Genomic DNA, 15,966 nt, shown 5'->3' with positions numbered 1-15,966 from the left:
TCTCAAGGCAGGGAAGCACTTACCGCAGGCAAATGGCCCCGGAACTGTCAGTAAACGCGCAAGACGGTGCAGTTCCGGACTCGCTGGTGGTCGTCTCGAACCGCGAACCGTATAGCCACGAGCGGGACGACGACGGTGAGATACGGGTCCAGTCCGCGGCGGGTGGGCTGACGAGCGCACTCGACCCGGTGATGCAGTCACGGGGCGGCACCTGGGTCGCCTGGGGCAGCGGCGACGCCGATATGGCCGTTGCCGAGGAGGGCATCGTCGAAGTCCCGCCGTCTGCCCCCACATACGACCTGAAACGCGTTCCCCTCTCCGACGCGGCAGTTCAGGGTTACTACTACGGCTACGCCAATCAGGTTCTCTGGCCCCTCTGTCACGAAGACACGGGCCGAATGTGGGCCGAGCCCGCCTACTGGGAGCAGTACCGCGCCGTCAACGAGCAGTTCGCCGAGGCCGTCGATGCGGTCGCCGACGCGGACCAGTCGGTCTGGTTCCAGGACTACCACCTGGCGCTCGCGCCCAGATTGGTCCGACAGCGGCGACCGGATGCGACGCTATTGCAGTTCTGGCACATCCCCTGGCCCGCGCCGTCGGTGTTCCGGCACTGCCCCCACAGCGACGCGCTCCTCGACGGATTGCTGGCCTGTGACGTCATCGGCTTTCACACGACAGCGTACGTCGAGCAGTTCCTGCACTGCGTCGACAGCGCGTTCCCCGCGGCGACCGTCGACACGGACGGCGGAATAGTCACCCGCAGCGGTGACAAGACACGAGCCGTCGCGAACCCGCTGGGAATCGACGTCGAGGGGGTTCGGGACCGAGCACGGGCTGCTGACGTGACCAGTATCCGGGATACTGTGCTGGGCGGCAGCCGCTCGGACACGTCGATTCGCCTCGCGCTCGGCGTCGAACGGCTCGACTATTCGAAGGGCATCCCCGAACGGATCGAGGCGCTGGCACACCTCTGGGACCGGCGGCCGGACCTGCGAAGAGAATTCACGTACGTCCAGAAGGCGAGCCGAACCCGGGAGGGGATCGCCGCCTACCGCCGCTACAGAGCGGACGTCGTCGATGCCGTCGAGCGCGTCAACGACCGCTTCGGGACCGACGACTGGCAGCCCATCGTCTACACCGAGGCCAAACTCGACAACGAGACGCTCGCCGGGCTGTACCGGGCCGCAGAAGTCGCGGTCGTGACGCCCCATCGCGACGGCATGAACCTCGTCGCCCACGAGTACCCAGCGGCCTGTGTCGACGGCGACGGCTCGCTCGTGCTGAGCGAACTGGCCGGCGCGGCGACCCATCTCGACGGCGCGCTGACGGTCAATCCGCACGACATCGAGGCGATTGCGGACGCCATCGAGCGGGCGTTTGAACTGGACGAAGCGGAAACAAGGGACCGGCTGTCGCGTCTTCAGGACGGCGTCGAGGCGCTCGACAGTTCACAGTGGGTCGCCAGGCAGTTCAGCGCCGGCCAGTCCCTGTAGTTTTTCCGTCGTTCGTCAGTTCGCTGCCTTTGACAGCCAGTCCGGTTCCGCGACGATGGTGTCGTCGACCTGCGAGACGGAGAGCGACAGCGTCACCGTCACCGGCTGGCCGTCCCGCTCAGTTGTCACGCTGTACTCGAACATTCGGACGACGCCGTCATCGTCGACGAGCACGGTTGCACTGGCCGAGTCCGTCGTCCCGTTGGCCGAGACGTTCGTCGAGACGGCGTCGTCGGCAGCGAAGCCGGTGACGTCGCTCCCGGTTGCTTCGAACCGCGAGACGCTGTCACCGTCGACCGTCTCGGTACCGGCGTAGGTCCAGTTGATGTCCGACCCTAGTGATTGCAGCAGCGAGCGGTCGATGACGCTGCTCTCGTTGACGGGCTGGACCTGGCCATCGTACGGCGGTGATGCCGAGCGGTAGTCCGTCCTCGTGTCGTCACCGCGGATGAGGACTCGACGCTCGGCGGTGGTCCCGTCAGCCGTGTAGGTCGTCGTCGCCAGCGTGTCGCCGCTGGCCTGGACCAGTTCGCCCGTCGCCAGCGACCGGTCGCTGTCGCGGTCGATAGCGATGGTCCGGTTGATGAACACCGACCGGTTCTCGCCGTCGCGGACCGTCGAGAGCTGGAACGACAGCGAGGTGGTGAACGACGAGTTCGACAGCGTCTCGAAGTGCCCGCGTTCGACGGCCGCCGCGTCGAACCCGGACGACCCGGGTGCGGGGCCGTTGGCATCAATCTGCGTCGCCGTTACTTCGGCGTCCGTACCGTCTGTGCCCGAATCAGTACCCAGCAGCCCGCTACAGCCGGCGGACGCTGTCAGTAGCATTACGAGTGCAAGCGAGAGGTGGCGGCGTTCGAGTAACATACCGGAGCCACTGTATCAGCGAACTAGTTCGTTATGGCCGTTCAGCTGTCACGTTCTCGCTGTTATCGACGTTCGAACAGACCGTTACTGACTGCGCCGTCACCAGCGCACTACGGAGGGGAATGCCGTTCCCGTCGGACCAGCGTCAGACGCCCGTCATGCACGTCATGAGGGTTTAATACGAACGGAACCGCTATAGCAACCGTGCCTCTCGGCTCCGACCCGCTGTCCGAACTCGACATTCCCGACGGGACGACCGTCGAGGAACACGACCTGGTGACCGACGGCGACGTCATCGTCGGCGGCCAGTCGACCGTGGAGTTCGGCGTACGCGGGCGGACAGTCATCGCCGACGAGCGGGTCCGCTTTGGCGGCCACATCGAAGCCGAAGGTGACTGTCGGCTAGATATGTGGTGTGACGTCGCGGACAACGTCCTCGTCGGCGAAGACGCCTACATCGGCGAACGGGTACACATCGGCGGCGAACTCCGTGTCGCGGGCGACCTTGATATCGGCGACGACGTGGACATCGAGAACGGGTTCGAGGCGAACGGCTGGATCGTCATCCGCAATCCGATGCCGACCATCGTCTTCCTGTTCGTCTACCTCTCGCAACTCCTCCGCATCGGCGAGGAAGACGCGGCCGAGGAAGTAATCGACGAGATGCTAGACGACGGCAGTGACGAGCACGACCCGGTTCTGATTCCACGCGGTGCGAGCGTCTCGGACGACGCCTGGCGCGTCTCGACGCCGGCAACGGTCGGCGACGACTGCCGGCTCCACGGCAACATCCGCGCGAAGTCCCTCGAAGTCGGCCGTGACACGGTCGTCTTCGGGAGCCTCCGCGCGAAAGACGATATCGTGGTCGGCCGGGGCACGGAGATCAAAGGGGACGTAACGACTCGCAGCGGCACCGTCCGTGTCGGCCCGGGAGCGAAGATCTGGGGCGACATCTCGGGGACGACCGTCGAACTCCACGAGAACGCGACGGTCGACGGGACGATCCGGACCAGCGAGGAGATGCGGATGCACACCGAGGCGGTGCTGGACCGGCCGGACGAATCCGCTGCAGCGATGGCTGAGATGGCCGAATCGCTCGAAGCTGACACTGACACTACGGAGCCAGCTGACGAACGAAGCGATTCAGACAACAGCGAGTCGGCGGCCGATGCAGCAGCCGACGACCCCGCCACTGCGGACAGTGCGGCAACCGACGGCGGGGATGCAGACGGAGCGACAACCGGTAGCGATGCTTCCGAGGACGGTCCCGATGTCGAAGAGGCGGCGGAGTCGGCAGAGTAACCGCTCGGACGCTATTTTGCGTAGAGAAACGCCACACAGCGTCAGCGTTCAGTCGCGTCACACACAGCCGCCGGCGGTGAAACCCCGTGTCCCGGCCCGTCGATATCGATACGCGGGCCGAACGACATTGACGGCGGACACTCGTCAAACAGCAGGTGGCCGTCCAGGTCGACGTAATCGAAGGCACCGAGCCCAGCGGCGAGGTGGGCGCTCGTCGCGATCCCGGTTGCGCCTTCGAGCATACAGCCGAGCATACAGTCGAGGGAGGCGGCCTCGGCGATGTTCACAATCGCCGCTGCCCCGAGGAGCCCCAATTTCCCGAGTTTGACGTTGATCACGTCGGCAGCCCCTTCGCGAACTACGGCAGTCGCATCAGCCGGCGTGAACACGGCCTCGTCCGCGGCGACGGGAACCGGGAGTCTGTCGCGCGCTCTCGCGAGACCGCGGATGTCGTCTTTCGGCGTCGGCTGTTCGACCAGGGCGAGGTCGCCCCCGGCCGCGGTCACCTCGTCGACAAACGTCGCTGCGGCCTTCGGCGTCCAGCCCTGATTCGCGTCCACGGTAATCGTTGCGTCGGGCGCGGCGTCCGCGACTGCGACAGTCCGGGCCACGTCAGCGTCGACCTCTCCGCCGGCTTTGACCTTGATGTGGTCGAAGCCCGCAGTTGCGGCCCGCGTGGCTCGCTCGGCTGCCGCATCGGGCGTGACTATCGGAACGGTGATATCCGTCGTAACTGTGGTCGGCGCTCCGCCGAACAGCTCCGAGAGCGGGATGCCCCGGTCGCGACAGTAGGCGTCGAGCAGTGCCGTCTCGACGGCGAACAGTGCTGAAACCCCTCCGGGCACGGCTGCCCGCAGGTCACTGACGAGTTCGCGGTAATCAGCGAGAGACGCTCCCTCAAGCAGCGATGTAACCGACCGGGCGGTCGCCACGGCGGCCGCCTGCGTCTCGCCGGTCACCGGCGGCAGCGGGGACCCCTCACCGTGGCCGACCACGCCAGAATCTGTCTCCACTGTAACGACCAGATTCCGCGCTTTCTCCCGAGTGCCAAGCGAGATTTCGAACGGTTCGCGGAGTTCGTGATCGAGCGGTTCGACGGAGATGCGGTCGATACGGGTCATAGCGCCTCCAGGACGGCCGTGAGGAGTGTCTCCGGGCCGTCATCGTCGTAGGTGTTCGCCGCTGGCAGGCCTGTCCGAGCGGCTTCTTCCTCCGGATCGCCCCAGGTGGAGAGCGCGGCGACTGTCGTATCCGCGAGGTCGGTAATCGCGCGACGTTCGGCTTCGACACCGGCCACGGTGAGGTCGTCGAAATGGGACCGGGCCTCCCGAGAAGGGTCGTCGGCTAGCACGACTGCATCGGGGGCCGCCCCGTGAAGCAACCCGAGCGTCACCCCGCCGTATGCGGTGTGCGTGAGCGCGGCCTGCCCCTCGACGAACACGATATCGTGGTCCGCTGCGACGTCGAGCACCATGTCCTCGACGATGCCCGAAACGAAGTCGGCCGGAACCCGGTCGATGACGACACCGCGGTCCGCGCCGACGAGGATGCCGGTCTGTCCAGTCGCGACCCAGCCGGCGTCGAGTCCGGCGTCGGCCGCTGCCCGGTACAGTTCGAAGGTCGTCGTTCGCTTCCCGACCGCACAGTCGGTCCCCATCGTCAGGACCACGTCCGCGTCGGCTTCGCTCCCGCGGCCGTCACCGAGCGTCAGGTCGGAGACGGACGGCGGTTTCCGGACGTCGACGAGGTCGACACCGTGTTGCTGTGCGCGCTCGGTCCAGGCTGGGCGCTCGCTCAAGAAGACGTGCAGGCCGGAGACGACGTCACAGCCCCGTTCCATCGCACGCTGGATAGCCTCGACCCAGGCCGCCGGAAGGTCACCGCCAGCGGGCGCAACGCCGATGACGAGGACGGCTGCGTCCGGGGCTCGGTTCAGCGCTTCGGTGACGGTTTCGACGACCGGCACGTCGTCGGCAGCCGGCCAATCGAGGGCCGCTCCGGCGTTGGGGCTCGGACACGTCGAGTCCACGACGGCCTGCGCGTCGAACAGCTCTCCGTGCATGACGATTCCGTTGGCCGTCTTGCCTTCCGGTTGTCCGAACTCGCCCTCTGCGAGCACAACGGCGGGCGTGCCTTCGTCGTATTTTCGCCGCAAGTCCATACTGATGTACATCGCCGACGTGACTGACAAACCAGAGCCTTACATGTGTGGCACTCAGTGAGACCACTGGAGGACGATTCCCCGTGGTGAAAGCAAACGCAACCAAGCACAGTCACGTCTCAGGACCCGGAGAGAACGATGGGCGCTGACGGCTCCGATGCGACCGCTAACTCGGCCAGTGGCGGTCTCCAGCTGACACTCGAACTGGAGCATCCCGACTGCTGGATGCGGGAGGTGACGGCGGCCACCTCGGCCAGACTGCTGGTCAACGCCGCGTATCTGGTCGACGAGAAGGTCAAGGCCCACGTCGTCGCATACGCGGAGTCGGCGGACGCGGTCGACGCACTCGTCGCGGCGACTCGGGCGTCCGACCACACCGAGACAGTCACAGAGATGGATACCCGTCGCAGCTTCGGCGGCATATCCGCACCAGTAAACAAAGCGACGAGCACGCTGCTCGTCGAGTACGGCCCCGAGGAGAGCATCCACGACGCGCTGGTCTCACACGGGTTCATGAACCAGGAGCCGATTCGAATCCGCAACGGGACCGAGTACTGGACGGTCGCCATCGACGAATCGCGGGCGACGATACAGGAGAAACTCGACGCCGTGTGTGCACAGAAAGACGCAACAATCACCATCACACAGATCACGTCGGCGACCACCGGAAGCAGAGAACGCGATGGATTGGCTGTCCGGCAGCTTTCCGACAAGCAGCGCGAAGTGTTCGAACTGGCCCGCAAACGCGGCTATTACGACTACCCGAGGGCGGTAAGCGGGAGCGAGTTGGCCGACGAACTCGATATCGCGAAGACGACGTTCCACGAACACCTCCGGAAAGTCGAGGCCACGCTTCTCGGCCCGAGAGACGCTGGCCGGTACTGACGACGGTACGGCGTCGATCCATGCTTCGCCTTGCCGGGTCCGTACTGTCAGAGCCAGCGTCCCGGTCCCTGTTCAGCATTTGTGACCCCAAGCGCGGCTGAACGCCTCCTGGACCGCGAGCGCAACCGAATGCCTATTCGACTCCGAGTTCTGACTCCAACTCCTCGACGACGTCTTGCAGCATCGACGCGAGTTCTTCGTTCGGCGGCAGCCGATACAGCGGGCCGGAGATGTCCAGTGCGCCGAGGACGCCGCCGTGTGGGGCGGTGACCGGTACGCCGACCGAGCGAAGCCCCTCGACCGCTTCCTGATCGTTCACCGAATAGCCGCGCTCGTTCGTGCGTTCGATGTCTTCCATGAGGGTTTCGCGGTCGGTGATTGTATACTCTGTCTCGGCGGGCAGCCCCCACCGGTCGAGAATCTCGTTGACTCGCGTCTCCGGCAACGCGGCGAGAATCGCCTTCCCGACTGCCGAGTTGTGCAGGTAGTAGTACCGGCCCACCTGGAACCCTTTCGACGGGACGTTAGCGACGACGTTGAACAGCGTTATCGCACGCCCGTACTCTTCGACGGCGAACGTGACCTCCTCGCCACAGCTATCGGCGAGTTCGTGTGTTTTGCGACGGGCGACCTCGTACCACTCGTTTCGGGTCCGAGCGCCCTCTCCGAGGTGGAACAGCTTCATACCGAGTCGGTACTGCTCGCCTCGTTTGACCAGATACTCCTGATCCAAGAGTGTCTTGAGGTGAACGTGAATGGTACTCGTCGAGAGGTCCAGCCGGTCCGCAAGCTCACTCATTCGAGCCTCCCCCAGCTCGTTTACCGCATCGATGATCGCAAGGGAGGTTTCGGTCGTCTGGAGACGACGACCGCTAGAGCTGTCCATACCACTGTGGACTTGATAGTGATATAAAAAGGTCCGGACATAGTGGAACTGGTTCGGTGGATATTATGTGTAGATGTGATAGCTACTGAGAGTGTGATTACCCATAGGTATATTTTACAATCTCACGCCCGAAATTAGTCCGTCTTCCGGGATTTGTGCGATATATAAGGTCAGGACGCTGTCCCGGATCCAATAGAAGTGGACTTTTATATAGCTACAGCGGCCGGAACGAGACAAGACTTCACCAGAGGCGGCTCCCGTGATTTGTTACCGGAGAGATAGTTATTATCATGATCTTTTGCGTGTGTATCTGACGAGGCACAGAATGCATGTCAGACACGGATAGTGGCGATGGGACAGAGATCGAGGAGATCTCTGGTCCGGACGTCGAAGCAATCGAGTTCTACGGCGGACGGTGGATGAGCGTCATTCCCATAGGGTTGTTTATCCTGTGGGCAATTGTCCAGAGTGGCCTGTTCGGTATCGGGGACACGACTGGACTCGTCGCAGGGATGCTCGTGGCGCTCATCGTCGGGATGTTCTTCGCCAAGGGAGACTGGAAGAACTACGCGAACACCATCTTCGATGGGATGACAAAGCGGGTCGCCGCGACGGCAGTCGTCGCGTGGCTCTGGGCAGGGATGTTCTCGAACACGCTGCAGGCAGGTGGCTTCGTCGGCGGACTCGTCTGGGCAGCGAACGCGGCCGAAGTCGGGGGCGCGCTGTTCCCCGCCGCCACCTTCATCCTCGCTGCGCTTTTCACGACCGGTATCGGCACCGGGTACGGCGCGGCAGTCGCCTTCTCGGCGCTGTTCTTCCCGGCCGGCATCCTGCTCGGTGCGAATCCGGTGTTGTTGTTCGGAGCAATTCTCTCAGGGGCTGTCTTCGGCGACAACCTGGCACCGGTCAGTGATACGACAATCGTGAGTGCGGTGACACAGGACGCCGACATCGGCGGCGTCGTCGCCTCGCGGTTCAAGTACGCCATCATCGCTGCGGTGTTGGCGCTCGCGGCGTACGTTTTCGCCGGGAACGCGATGCCCGGGCTGGACATCTCCCAGCAGGCACAGGACCTGTTCGTCCAGAACAGCGAGCCGGCGGGACTGTTGCATCTCATTTCCATGCTCGTCGTCATTGTGACGGCAGTCATGGGCCGACACATCGTCGAGGCGATCTCGTGGGGCCTCGTCGTCGCCGTTGCCTTCAACATCGTCTTCGGTCTCGCACCGCTGAGTGCCGTGTTGCTGTTCAAGGTCCCGGAAACGTCTTCGGCCGCAAGCTGGGCTGGCTCACTTCCCATCGCGGAAGTGGTCGCGCCGCAAAACGCTGGCGTCACCGGGTCGATCTACAACGGTGCAGCCGGGTTCTTCCCGCTAATCGTTCTCGTGTTGCTCATCGTCGCCGGGTCAGAGATCATGATCCGTGGCGGTGGCTTCGAGGCGATCCAGGAGTGGCTCCTCGAAAACGTCGCAACGGGCGTTCGCAAGGCCGAAACGACGATGGTGGGCGGCACTGCCCTCGTCAACTCGATGATCACGATCAACACGGCCGCAGAGATCGCGATCGCGCCGTACATCGCCCGCATCGGCCAGCGGTACAACATCAACAGCTACCGTCGAGCGAATATCCTCGACGCGAACACCTCGGCGCTCGGGTACATCTTCCCGTGGGGCGGCGGCGTGCTCATCGGCTTCGCGACGCTGCAAGGCCTCCCGAACCAGTACGAGTGGTTCACCAGTGCGATGGTCGTCAACCCCGTGCAGGTGTGGCCGTACGTCTTCCACGGCTGGTTCCTGTTCGGTGTGTTCCTGCTCTCCGCACTGACCGGCTTCGGGCTCGAATACACCACTGACCGCAAATCCAAGGATGTGACCCGTCTATGAGCATATTCAGTAAATTCCTCACTGGGATGTCCTTCAGGACGACCACGCCGACGTTCGCGGCGGGCGAGGAGATCGAGGTGTACGTCACGGAACTCGACGAGGAATCCGGCGAGCTGGTCGCACAGGTCGGCGAAACCCGTCTCCACTTCGAGAACGGCGAGACAGACATCGTCGGCTGTCGCGTCCTCGCGAAGGTCGAGTCGTTCGACGACGCGGAGCACCGCGGCCGTCTCACCCACCTCAAAACGCTGTCTCAGGGGTCGTTCTAGGATTGCCAACGAGCGCCGAGACGGACATTGAATCAGTATAGCGCGATCGAATAAACCGATATCAGAGATTCGAACCACTATGAGCAACTCACTATATTCGACAGCACGACAGGACAACCAGACGACTATCGTCCCCAGTACGGACATCGAGGCGGCCGTCGAGATGGCGGACCTCGTGCCGGCCATCGAGGCCGCGTTCGCCGCATACGAAAACGACACGGCGCAGATGCCGCCGAAGTCCTACATCGACCTGCCACAGCACAACGGTGACTTCCGGTCGATGCCGGCCTACCTCGAAACGGACGACTGGGAAGCGTCGGGCATCAAGTGGGTGAATGTTCACCCGGACAACCCCGACGAGTTCGACCTGCCGACCGTGATGGGGACGCTCGTGTACACGGACCCAGAGAGCGGCTTCCCGCTTGCCGTGATGGACGCCACGACGCTGACGATGAAGCGAACCGGCGCGGCCGCCGCCGTGGCGACGGACCACCTCGCCGTCGAGGACGCGTCCTCGCTGGGCATCATCGGTGCCGGCGTCCAGTCCTACACGCAACTGGAGGCCATCTCGCAGGTACGACCGATTGAATCCGTCGTCGTCAGCGACCTCGACGACGACCGCGTCCAGCGGTTCATCGACACCTTCGGCGACGAGTTCGACGTGCGAGCCGGCACGATTTCCGAGGCGGCCCAGTGTGATGTTCTCTCGACCGTGACGCCGGTCGAAGACCCCATCGTCACGCTTGAGGACCTCGGGGAACACACCCACGTCAACGCCATGGGTGCCGACGCCGAAGGGAAGCAGGAACTCCACACGGAGGTCATCCGCGAGGCGACCCTCGTCATCGACGACTTCGAGCAGACGACCCACTCCGGCGAGATAAACGTCCCCTGGAGCACGGGTGAAATCGACGAGTCGGATATCGACGCCGAACTCGGCGAGATCGTCGTCGGGAACGCGCCGGGCCGCGAGGACCTGTCCGGGATTACCGTCTTCGACTCGACCGGGCTCGCGATTCAGGACATCGCTGCCGCACGCATCGTGTACGAATCGCTCGGTGACGACAGCGGCCACCGCCTCGAAATGGTGTAACCCCGGCGGTCTGCAGTATCGTAGCAGCTGGCCGTTCACCCACCGCTATCGAGTGTCGCACAGACAACTGTGGCACGCAGTTGTGGCCCGGAACGATTTATATGTGCCATACGACGAGGGCGTATGCGACGCGTCATCATCGACACGGACACCGCGGGCGACGACACACAGGCAATTTTGCTGTCCTGTCTCAGTGATCGAGTTACCGTCGAGGCAGTCACAATCGTCGCCGGCAACGTGCCCTTCGACAGAGAGGTCGAGAACGCGAAATACACGCTCGATCTCGCCGATTCTCTCGACGTACCCGTCTACGAAGGGGCGAGACAGCCGCTTCTCAAGGAATTCGAACACGCGACGTACATTCACGGTGAGGACGGCCTCGGCGGGGACGTGTTCCCCGACACCGGTATCGAGTCGGCGGCAGGGTTTGGCCCCGACGAGATCGTCGACCGCTGTCGAGCGGCCCCGGGTGAAATCACACTGCTCTGTATCGGACCGCTGACCAATCTGGCGCTGGCGTACGCCCGCGAGCCTGAACTTCCGGAGCTTGTCGATGAGGTGTGGGTGATGGGCGGGAACGTCAACTGTGAGGGGAACGTCACTCCTGCCGCGGAATTCAATCTGTGGGTCGACCCCGACGCTGCCAAACGCGTGTTCGACGCCTTCGAGGTGACGCTCGTCGACTGGGGCGTGTGTCTTCGAGACGCAGTGTTTGGCTCCTCCGAGTTCGAGGCGGTGTCGGCGTTCGACACTGAACTGGCGTCGTTCTTCGAGTCGGTAACCGAGCAGGCCCGGGCGTTCAACAGCGAAGGCCCCGACGATTCCGGATGGACGGCACTCCCGGACAGCGTCACCGCCGCGTTGCTGGCGTACCCGGAACTCCGCGAGGAGGTGTCGACGTATCACGTCGCGGTGGACGACCGCGACGGACTCACCCGCGGGTACACCAGCGTCGACGTCAACGGCGTGACTGACGGCGAACCGAACACCCACGTCGTGGAGTCCGTCGACAGCGACGCCTTCCAGTCGGTCATGTACTCGCTGCTCCAGTCCCGGGACCCTGACAGCGGCATCGCCGAGTGAGTCATACTGCCGGCTGTACGTCTGTGACGAATATCGCCACTTCGGGGTGGCGAATCTCTTGAAATAGTTACAGCCGGCAGTATCAGGAGCGGTGTCGGGCGCGATAGTAGCGAACGGTGTGTGTCGTAGTTGCCGCTGTGCGAGACCTGTGGCGCCGGTCCTGTCGCCGCGTGTTGTCCCTGGTTTTTACTGGGGGCCGGAGGGATGTCAGGGTATGACGCTTACAGACCGTCTCGACCAGTACCGCCGGGCAGCGGGACTCGAAGCCGTCTGGTTCGCCCGACCGAACTCCTTCGCGTGGCTTACGGGAGGCGGCGACAACGTCGTCGACCGGGAGGGCGACATCGGCGTCGCCGCCGCGGGCTACGACGGCGACGAGGTACGGGTCGTTGCCGACAACATCGAAGCGCCGCGGCTACGTGACGAGGAACTCGAAAGCGATGTGGCCGTCGAAACGTTCGACTGGCACGCACAGTCGCTGGCCGAGGCTGTCGCCGAAGCGAGCCCGACCCCGGCGGCGGCGGACTTCGACGTCCCCGGCTTCGAATCAGTCGACGCCACACAGCTCCGACAGCCACTGACCGAGGCCCAGATAGAGCAGTGTCGTGACCTCGCGCGAGACACGGCTGAAGCAGTCGAAGCAGTCGCGCGGAACGTCGAGCCGTCCCACACCGAACTCGATGTGACCGCCGTGCTCCGACAGAAGCTCGAAGGCCGAGGCATCGCTACGCCCGTCGTACTCGTCGGTAGCGCCGAGCGGGCACAATCCTACCGCCATTACACCTCGACCGAAACTGAACTCGGCGACTATGCGCTCATGTCGGTGACCGTCCAGCGGAACGGGCTCCACGTCAGCACCACCCGAGCGGTCGCGTTCGACCCGCCGGAGTGGCTCATGGAGCGAACCCACAAGGCCGCCCGCGTCGAGACCACTGCGCTGGCCGCGACACAGGCGGCCGGTCAGGGTGGCGGCACAGCGGGCGACGTGTTCGACGCGATTCAGGACGCCTACGCCGCGGTCGGCTGGGAAGGTGAGTGGCAGAACCATCACCAGGGTGGTGCGACGGGCTTCGCCGGCCGGGAATGGATCGCCACGCCCGGACACGAGGGCGAGGTCGCGTTGCCACATGGGTACGCGTGGAACCCGACTATCGACGGCGCGAAGAGCGAGGATACCTATCTCGTCTCGGCCGACGACATCGAACTGCTGTCAGCGACCGGCGACTGGCCAACCGAGACGGTCTCGGCAGTCGGCTACGACCTCGAACTGCCGCGACATACAGTGCTGGAACTGTAGCGGTACTGCAGCCATCTCTAGCCGGCGAGTTAAGAGTTTACAACGGGTGTTGTATGAACCCGTAGATTTAAGCAACACGTCAGGCTACCCCTCTGTATGACCGCAGAGCGCGCCTGGTGGAAGGAGGCAGTCGTCTACCAGATCTATCCCCGGAGCTTCAACGACAGCGACGGTGATGGCGTCGGCGACTTACAGGGCATCATCGAGCGCCTGGACTACGTCGCCGACCTCGGCGTCGACGTCATCTGGCTCAATCCGGTGTACGACTCCCCGCAGAAGGACAACGGTTACGACATCAGCGATTATCAGGCCATCTACGACGAGTTCGGGACGATGGCCGACTGGGAAGCGCTACTTGAGGAGGTCCACGACCGGGACATGCGGCTCGTCATGGACCTCGTCGTCAATCACACGTCGGACCAGCACGAGTGGTTCCGGAAGTCCCGCCAGCGCGACCCGGAGTACGACGACTACTACATCTGGCGCGAGGGCGGAACAGACGAGGACGGCGAGCCCGCGCCACCGAACAACTGGGAGTCCTTCTTCGGGGGCTCCGCCTGGGAGTACGACGAGGAGCGCGGCGAGTACTTCCTCCACCTGTACGACACCTCACAGCCGGACCTGAACTGGCGCAACGACGCCGTTCGACAGGATATCTTCGACACTATCGAGTGGTGGCTGGAGAAGGGCATCGACGGCTTCCGGATGGACGTCATCAATCTCCTGTCGAAAGTCGAGGGGCTGCCCGACGGCGATCCGGACAGCGAGTGGGTCGGGTCCGAACAGTTCATCGACGGGCCGGAGATGCTGTCGTATCTCGACGCAATGGACGACGAGGTGCTGTCGAACTACGACGTGATGACCGTCGGGGAGATGCCACAGCTCACCGTCGAGTCGGCCCGCGAGTACGCCGGCGCGGACGGCCCGCTGGACATGGCGTTTCACTTCCAGCACACGAAACTCGACTACGCTGACGGCGGGCGGTGGTCGGTCGGCGACTGGAGCCTGCCGGAGCTGAAGCGTATCGTCGACCGCTGGCAGGACGGGCTGGCGGCGGACGGCTGGAACACGCTGTACTGGGAGAACCACGACCAGCCGCGGAGCGTCTCACGCTACGGCGACACCGAGAACTACCGCCGGGAATCCGCGAAGCTGCTCGGAACGTTCATCCTCACGCTCCGTGGCACGCCCTACATCTACCAGGGCCAGGAACTCGGGATGACTAACGCCGACTGGGACACGATGGACGACCTCCGCGACGTGGACGCCATCAACCACGCGCGGGAGCTACTCGACCGGGAGGGCGTCGAGGGCTACGAGGACGTGAAAGACGTCGTCGGCTACCGGACCCGCGACAACGCCCGAACGCCGATGCAGTGGGACGACTCGCAAAACGCCGGGTTCACCGACGGCGACCCCTGGATTCAGGTCAATTCGAACTACAGGGAGATCAACGCCGCCGACCAGCAAGCCGATGCGGATTCCGTTTACAGCTACTACCAGCGGCTCATCCAGTTACGCTCCGACAGAGACGTGCTCGTGTACGGGGACTACACCGACCTGCTCCCCGACCACGAAACCGTCTTCGCCTTCACGCGGTCGTTGTCGACGGACTCGGGAACCGAGAAAGTCCTCGTCGTCCTGCACTTCGACGACGCGACGGAAACCTTCGACCTGCCGGTCGAGTACGCCGATGCGACGCTGCGAGAGTGCAATTACGACCACGACGACCAGAACCCGGAAACGGTGACGCTCGCGCCGTACGAGGCTCGCGTCTACGAGCTGTTCGACTGAGTCCTTCGTGCTACCTGAATCCCGCCGCGGGGCCGTGGCGAAGCACAGATTCAAGACGCGTCCGTCACCAGCAGTGGTATGTACCTTGCCGACGAGACCTGGCCGGACCTCGGCGACTATTTCGAGACGGAGTCGCTCGCGCTCGTCCCGCTCGGGTCGACAGAGCAACACGGGCCGCATCTCCCACTGGCGACGGACCATCTCATCGGGGAAGCCTTCGCCCGAGAAGCCGCCGACAGGACTGGCTACCTCTGCACCCCGACCATCAACGTCGGCGTGAGCCCCCATCACAGACAGTTCAACGGGACGATGTGGGTCGACGCGCCGGTGTTTCGCGACTACGTCGAGTCGTTCACCCGGAACCTGGCGTACCACGGCATCGACCGGGTCATCTACGTGAACGCCCACGGCGGGAACGTCGAGCACCTCCGGGAGGTCGGCCGGCGGCTCCGGGACGACGAAGTGCTGTACGCCATCGAGTGGATGTGGGACGAGAGCATTCCGGACCTCGTGGACGACCTGTTCGAGCAGAACGGGCCACACGGCGGGCCGAAGGAGACGGCCATGATCCAACACTTGCGCGCCGAACTGGTTCACGACGACCGCCTCGAAGACGCACGGGACGGCGGGATTCCGAGCGTCGAGGCGGCGGAGACAAAGAAGTACGGTTCGCGGACCTTCTACGATGCCGCTGATAACACTGGCAATGGTGTTCTCGGCGACCAGACCGACGCCACGGCCGAGAAGGGGGCGGAGATGTTCGAGGCCGCGACCGAACAGCTCGTCAGGCTCTGCGAATGGCTGGACGGACAGGCATTCGACGACCTGCTCCCGGAGCCACACGTCTAACGCGGGGCTGCCGGTGGTAGAACGCGATTCCCGGTCTGCGTGCCCGACGCTAAACAGTGGACCCTGAGTTGGACTTTTGAGACAGGCGGATGTACGGGGCGTAT

Annotated in this window: 14 protein-coding genes; 10 read left to right on the top strand and 4 right to left on the bottom strand. The window is 64.0% G+C overall.

The genetic code is table 11. From position 1 onward, the window contains the following. Positions 1 to 32: 32 nt before the first annotated feature. A complete protein-coding gene (locus tag AV929_RS12500; protein ID WP_064288419.1) occupies positions 33 to 1,493 on the top strand; it encodes a trehalose-6-phosphate synthase in 1,461 nt (486 codons plus the stop codon). A 15-nt stretch (positions 1,494 to 1,508) separates the two neighbouring features. Here AV929_RS12500 and AV929_RS12495 read toward each other — a convergent pair whose 3' ends face one another. Further along, positions 1,509 to 2,360, bottom strand: a complete 852-nt coding sequence (locus AV929_RS12495) for a hypothetical protein (RefSeq protein WP_064288418.1) — start codon at positions 2,358 to 2,360, stop codon at positions 1,509 to 1,511. Between the two features lie 204 nt (positions 2,361 to 2,564). On the opposite strand from AV929_RS12495, the gene AV929_RS12490 reads away from it, so the two are divergent. Continuing rightward, entirely contained in the window at positions 2,565 to 3,662 is a 1,098-nt protein-coding gene (locus AV929_RS12490) for a polymer-forming cytoskeletal protein (protein ID WP_014039895.1), read from the top strand. A gap of 41 nt (positions 3,663 to 3,703) precedes the next feature. Here the strand turns inward: AV929_RS12490 and AV929_RS12485 are convergent, their stop codons facing one another. Further along, positions 3,704 to 4,783 carry a dipeptide epimerase gene (locus tag AV929_RS12485; protein ID WP_064288417.1) on the bottom strand — a complete coding sequence of 360 codons (1,080 nt, stop codon included), beginning with the start codon at positions 4,781 to 4,783 and terminating at the stop codon, positions 3,704 to 3,706. Next, positions 4,780 to 5,823, bottom strand: coding sequence for a DUF1611 domain-containing protein (locus AV929_RS12480; protein ID WP_064288506.1), 1,044 nt, complete (start codon positions 5,821 to 5,823; stop codon positions 4,780 to 4,782). Before AV929_RS12480 ends, AV929_RS12485 begins: the two co-directional genes overlap by 4 nt. Before the next feature lie 138 nt (positions 5,824 to 5,961). Here AV929_RS12480 and AV929_RS12475 point away from each other — a divergent pair, with 138 nt between their 5' ends. Further along, positions 5,962 to 6,708: a helix-turn-helix domain-containing protein gene (locus AV929_RS12475; protein ID WP_050037751.1), complete on the top strand. Its 747-nt coding sequence runs from the start codon at positions 5,962 to 5,964 to the stop codon at positions 6,706 to 6,708. 133 nt (positions 6,709 to 6,841) lie between these two features. Here the strand turns inward: AV929_RS12475 and AV929_RS12470 are convergent, their stop codons facing one another. Beyond that, entirely contained in the window at positions 6,842 to 7,594 is a 753-nt protein-coding gene (locus AV929_RS12470) for an IclR family transcriptional regulator (RefSeq protein ID WP_050037750.1), read from the bottom strand. Between the two features lie 329 nt (positions 7,595 to 7,923). Here AV929_RS12470 and AV929_RS12465 point away from each other — a divergent pair, with 329 nt between their 5' ends. The 7 genes from AV929_RS12465 to AV929_RS12435 all read left to right on the top strand — a co-directional run bounded on the left by AV929_RS12465 (position 7,924) and on the right by AV929_RS12435 (position 15,862). Beyond that, positions 7,924 to 9,477: a Na+/H+ antiporter NhaC family protein gene (locus AV929_RS12465; protein ID WP_064288416.1), complete on the top strand. Its 1,554-nt coding sequence runs from the start codon at positions 7,924 to 7,926 to the stop codon at positions 9,475 to 9,477. Further along, the gene (locus tag AV929_RS12460; protein ID WP_050037749.1) at positions 9,474 to 9,746 is read left to right on the top strand and encodes a hypothetical protein; all 273 of its coding nucleotides are present in this window, start codon (positions 9,474 to 9,476) and stop codon (positions 9,744 to 9,746) included. The genes AV929_RS12465 and AV929_RS12460 overlap by 4 nt, the downstream gene beginning before the upstream one ends. 79 nt (positions 9,747 to 9,825) lie before the next feature. Beyond that, positions 9,826 to 10,839, top strand: a complete 1,014-nt coding sequence (locus AV929_RS12455) for an ornithine cyclodeaminase family protein (protein WP_064288415.1) — start codon at positions 9,826 to 9,828, stop codon at positions 10,837 to 10,839. 123 nt (positions 10,840 to 10,962) lie between these two features. Then, positions 10,963 to 11,922, top strand: a complete 960-nt coding sequence (locus tag AV929_RS12450) for a nucleoside hydrolase (RefSeq protein WP_064288414.1) — start codon at positions 10,963 to 10,965, stop codon at positions 11,920 to 11,922. A 214-nt stretch (positions 11,923 to 12,136) separates the two neighbouring features. Beyond that, positions 12,137 to 13,219: a Xaa-Pro peptidase family protein gene (locus AV929_RS12445; protein ID WP_064288413.1), complete on the top strand. Its 1,083-nt coding sequence runs from the start codon at positions 12,137 to 12,139 to the stop codon at positions 13,217 to 13,219. Between the two features lie 96 nt (positions 13,220 to 13,315). Next, entirely contained in the window at positions 13,316 to 15,013 is a 1,698-nt protein-coding gene (locus AV929_RS12440; RefSeq protein ID WP_064288412.1) for an alpha-glucosidase, read from the top strand. 78 nt (positions 15,014 to 15,091) lie between these two features. Then, on the top strand, positions 15,092 to 15,862 hold the full coding sequence (locus tag AV929_RS12435) for a creatininase family protein (protein WP_014039884.1): 771 nt from the start codon (positions 15,092 to 15,094) through the stop codon (positions 15,860 to 15,862). Positions 15,863 to 15,966 lie beyond the last annotated feature (104 nt).

Source organism: Haloarcula sp. K1 (assembly GCF_001647155.1).
In the GTDB taxonomy this organism is placed as follows: domain Archaea; phylum Halobacteriota; class Halobacteria; order Halobacteriales; family Haloarculaceae; genus Haloarcula; species Haloarcula hispanica.
The sequence above is the reverse complement of the archived record's forward strand: the minus strand, read 5'-3'. Positions and strand labels throughout refer to the sequence as shown.

Coding starts and splice junctions, on each gene's coding strand:
- AV929_RS12500 (WP_064288419.1), top strand. CDS start 33: ATGGCCCCGGAACTGTCAGTAAACGCGCAAGACGGTGCAGTTCCGGAC.
- AV929_RS12495 (WP_064288418.1), bottom strand. CDS start 2,360: ATGTTACTCGAACGCCGCCACCTCTCGCTTGCACTCGTAATGCTACTG.
- AV929_RS12485 (WP_064288417.1), bottom strand. CDS start 4,783: ATGACCCGTATCGACCGCATCTCCGTCGAACCGCTCGATCACGAACTC.
- AV929_RS12480 (WP_064288506.1), bottom strand. CDS start 5,823: ATGGACTTGCGGCGAAAATACGACGAAGGCACGCCCGCCGTTGTGCTC.
- AV929_RS12475 (WP_050037751.1), top strand. CDS start 5,962: ATGGGCGCTGACGGCTCCGATGCGACCGCTAACTCGGCCAGTGGCGGT.
- AV929_RS12470 (WP_050037750.1), bottom strand. CDS start 7,594: ATGGACAGCTCTAGCGGTCGTCGTCTCCAGACGACCGAAACCTCCCTT.
- AV929_RS12465 (WP_064288416.1), top strand. CDS start 7,924: ATGTCAGACACGGATAGTGGCGATGGGACAGAGATCGAGGAGATCTCT.
- AV929_RS12460 (WP_050037749.1), top strand. CDS start 9,474: ATGAGCATATTCAGTAAATTCCTCACTGGGATGTCCTTCAGGACGACC.
- AV929_RS12455 (WP_064288415.1), top strand. CDS start 9,826: ATGAGCAACTCACTATATTCGACAGCACGACAGGACAACCAGACGACT.
- AV929_RS12450 (WP_064288414.1), top strand. CDS start 10,963: ATGCGACGCGTCATCATCGACACGGACACCGCGGGCGACGACACACAG.
- AV929_RS12445 (WP_064288413.1), top strand. CDS start 12,137: ATGACGCTTACAGACCGTCTCGACCAGTACCGCCGGGCAGCGGGACTC.
- AV929_RS12440 (WP_064288412.1), top strand. CDS start 13,316: ATGACCGCAGAGCGCGCCTGGTGGAAGGAGGCAGTCGTCTACCAGATC.
- AV929_RS12435 (WP_014039884.1), top strand. CDS start 15,092: ATGTACCTTGCCGACGAGACCTGGCCGGACCTCGGCGACTATTTCGAG.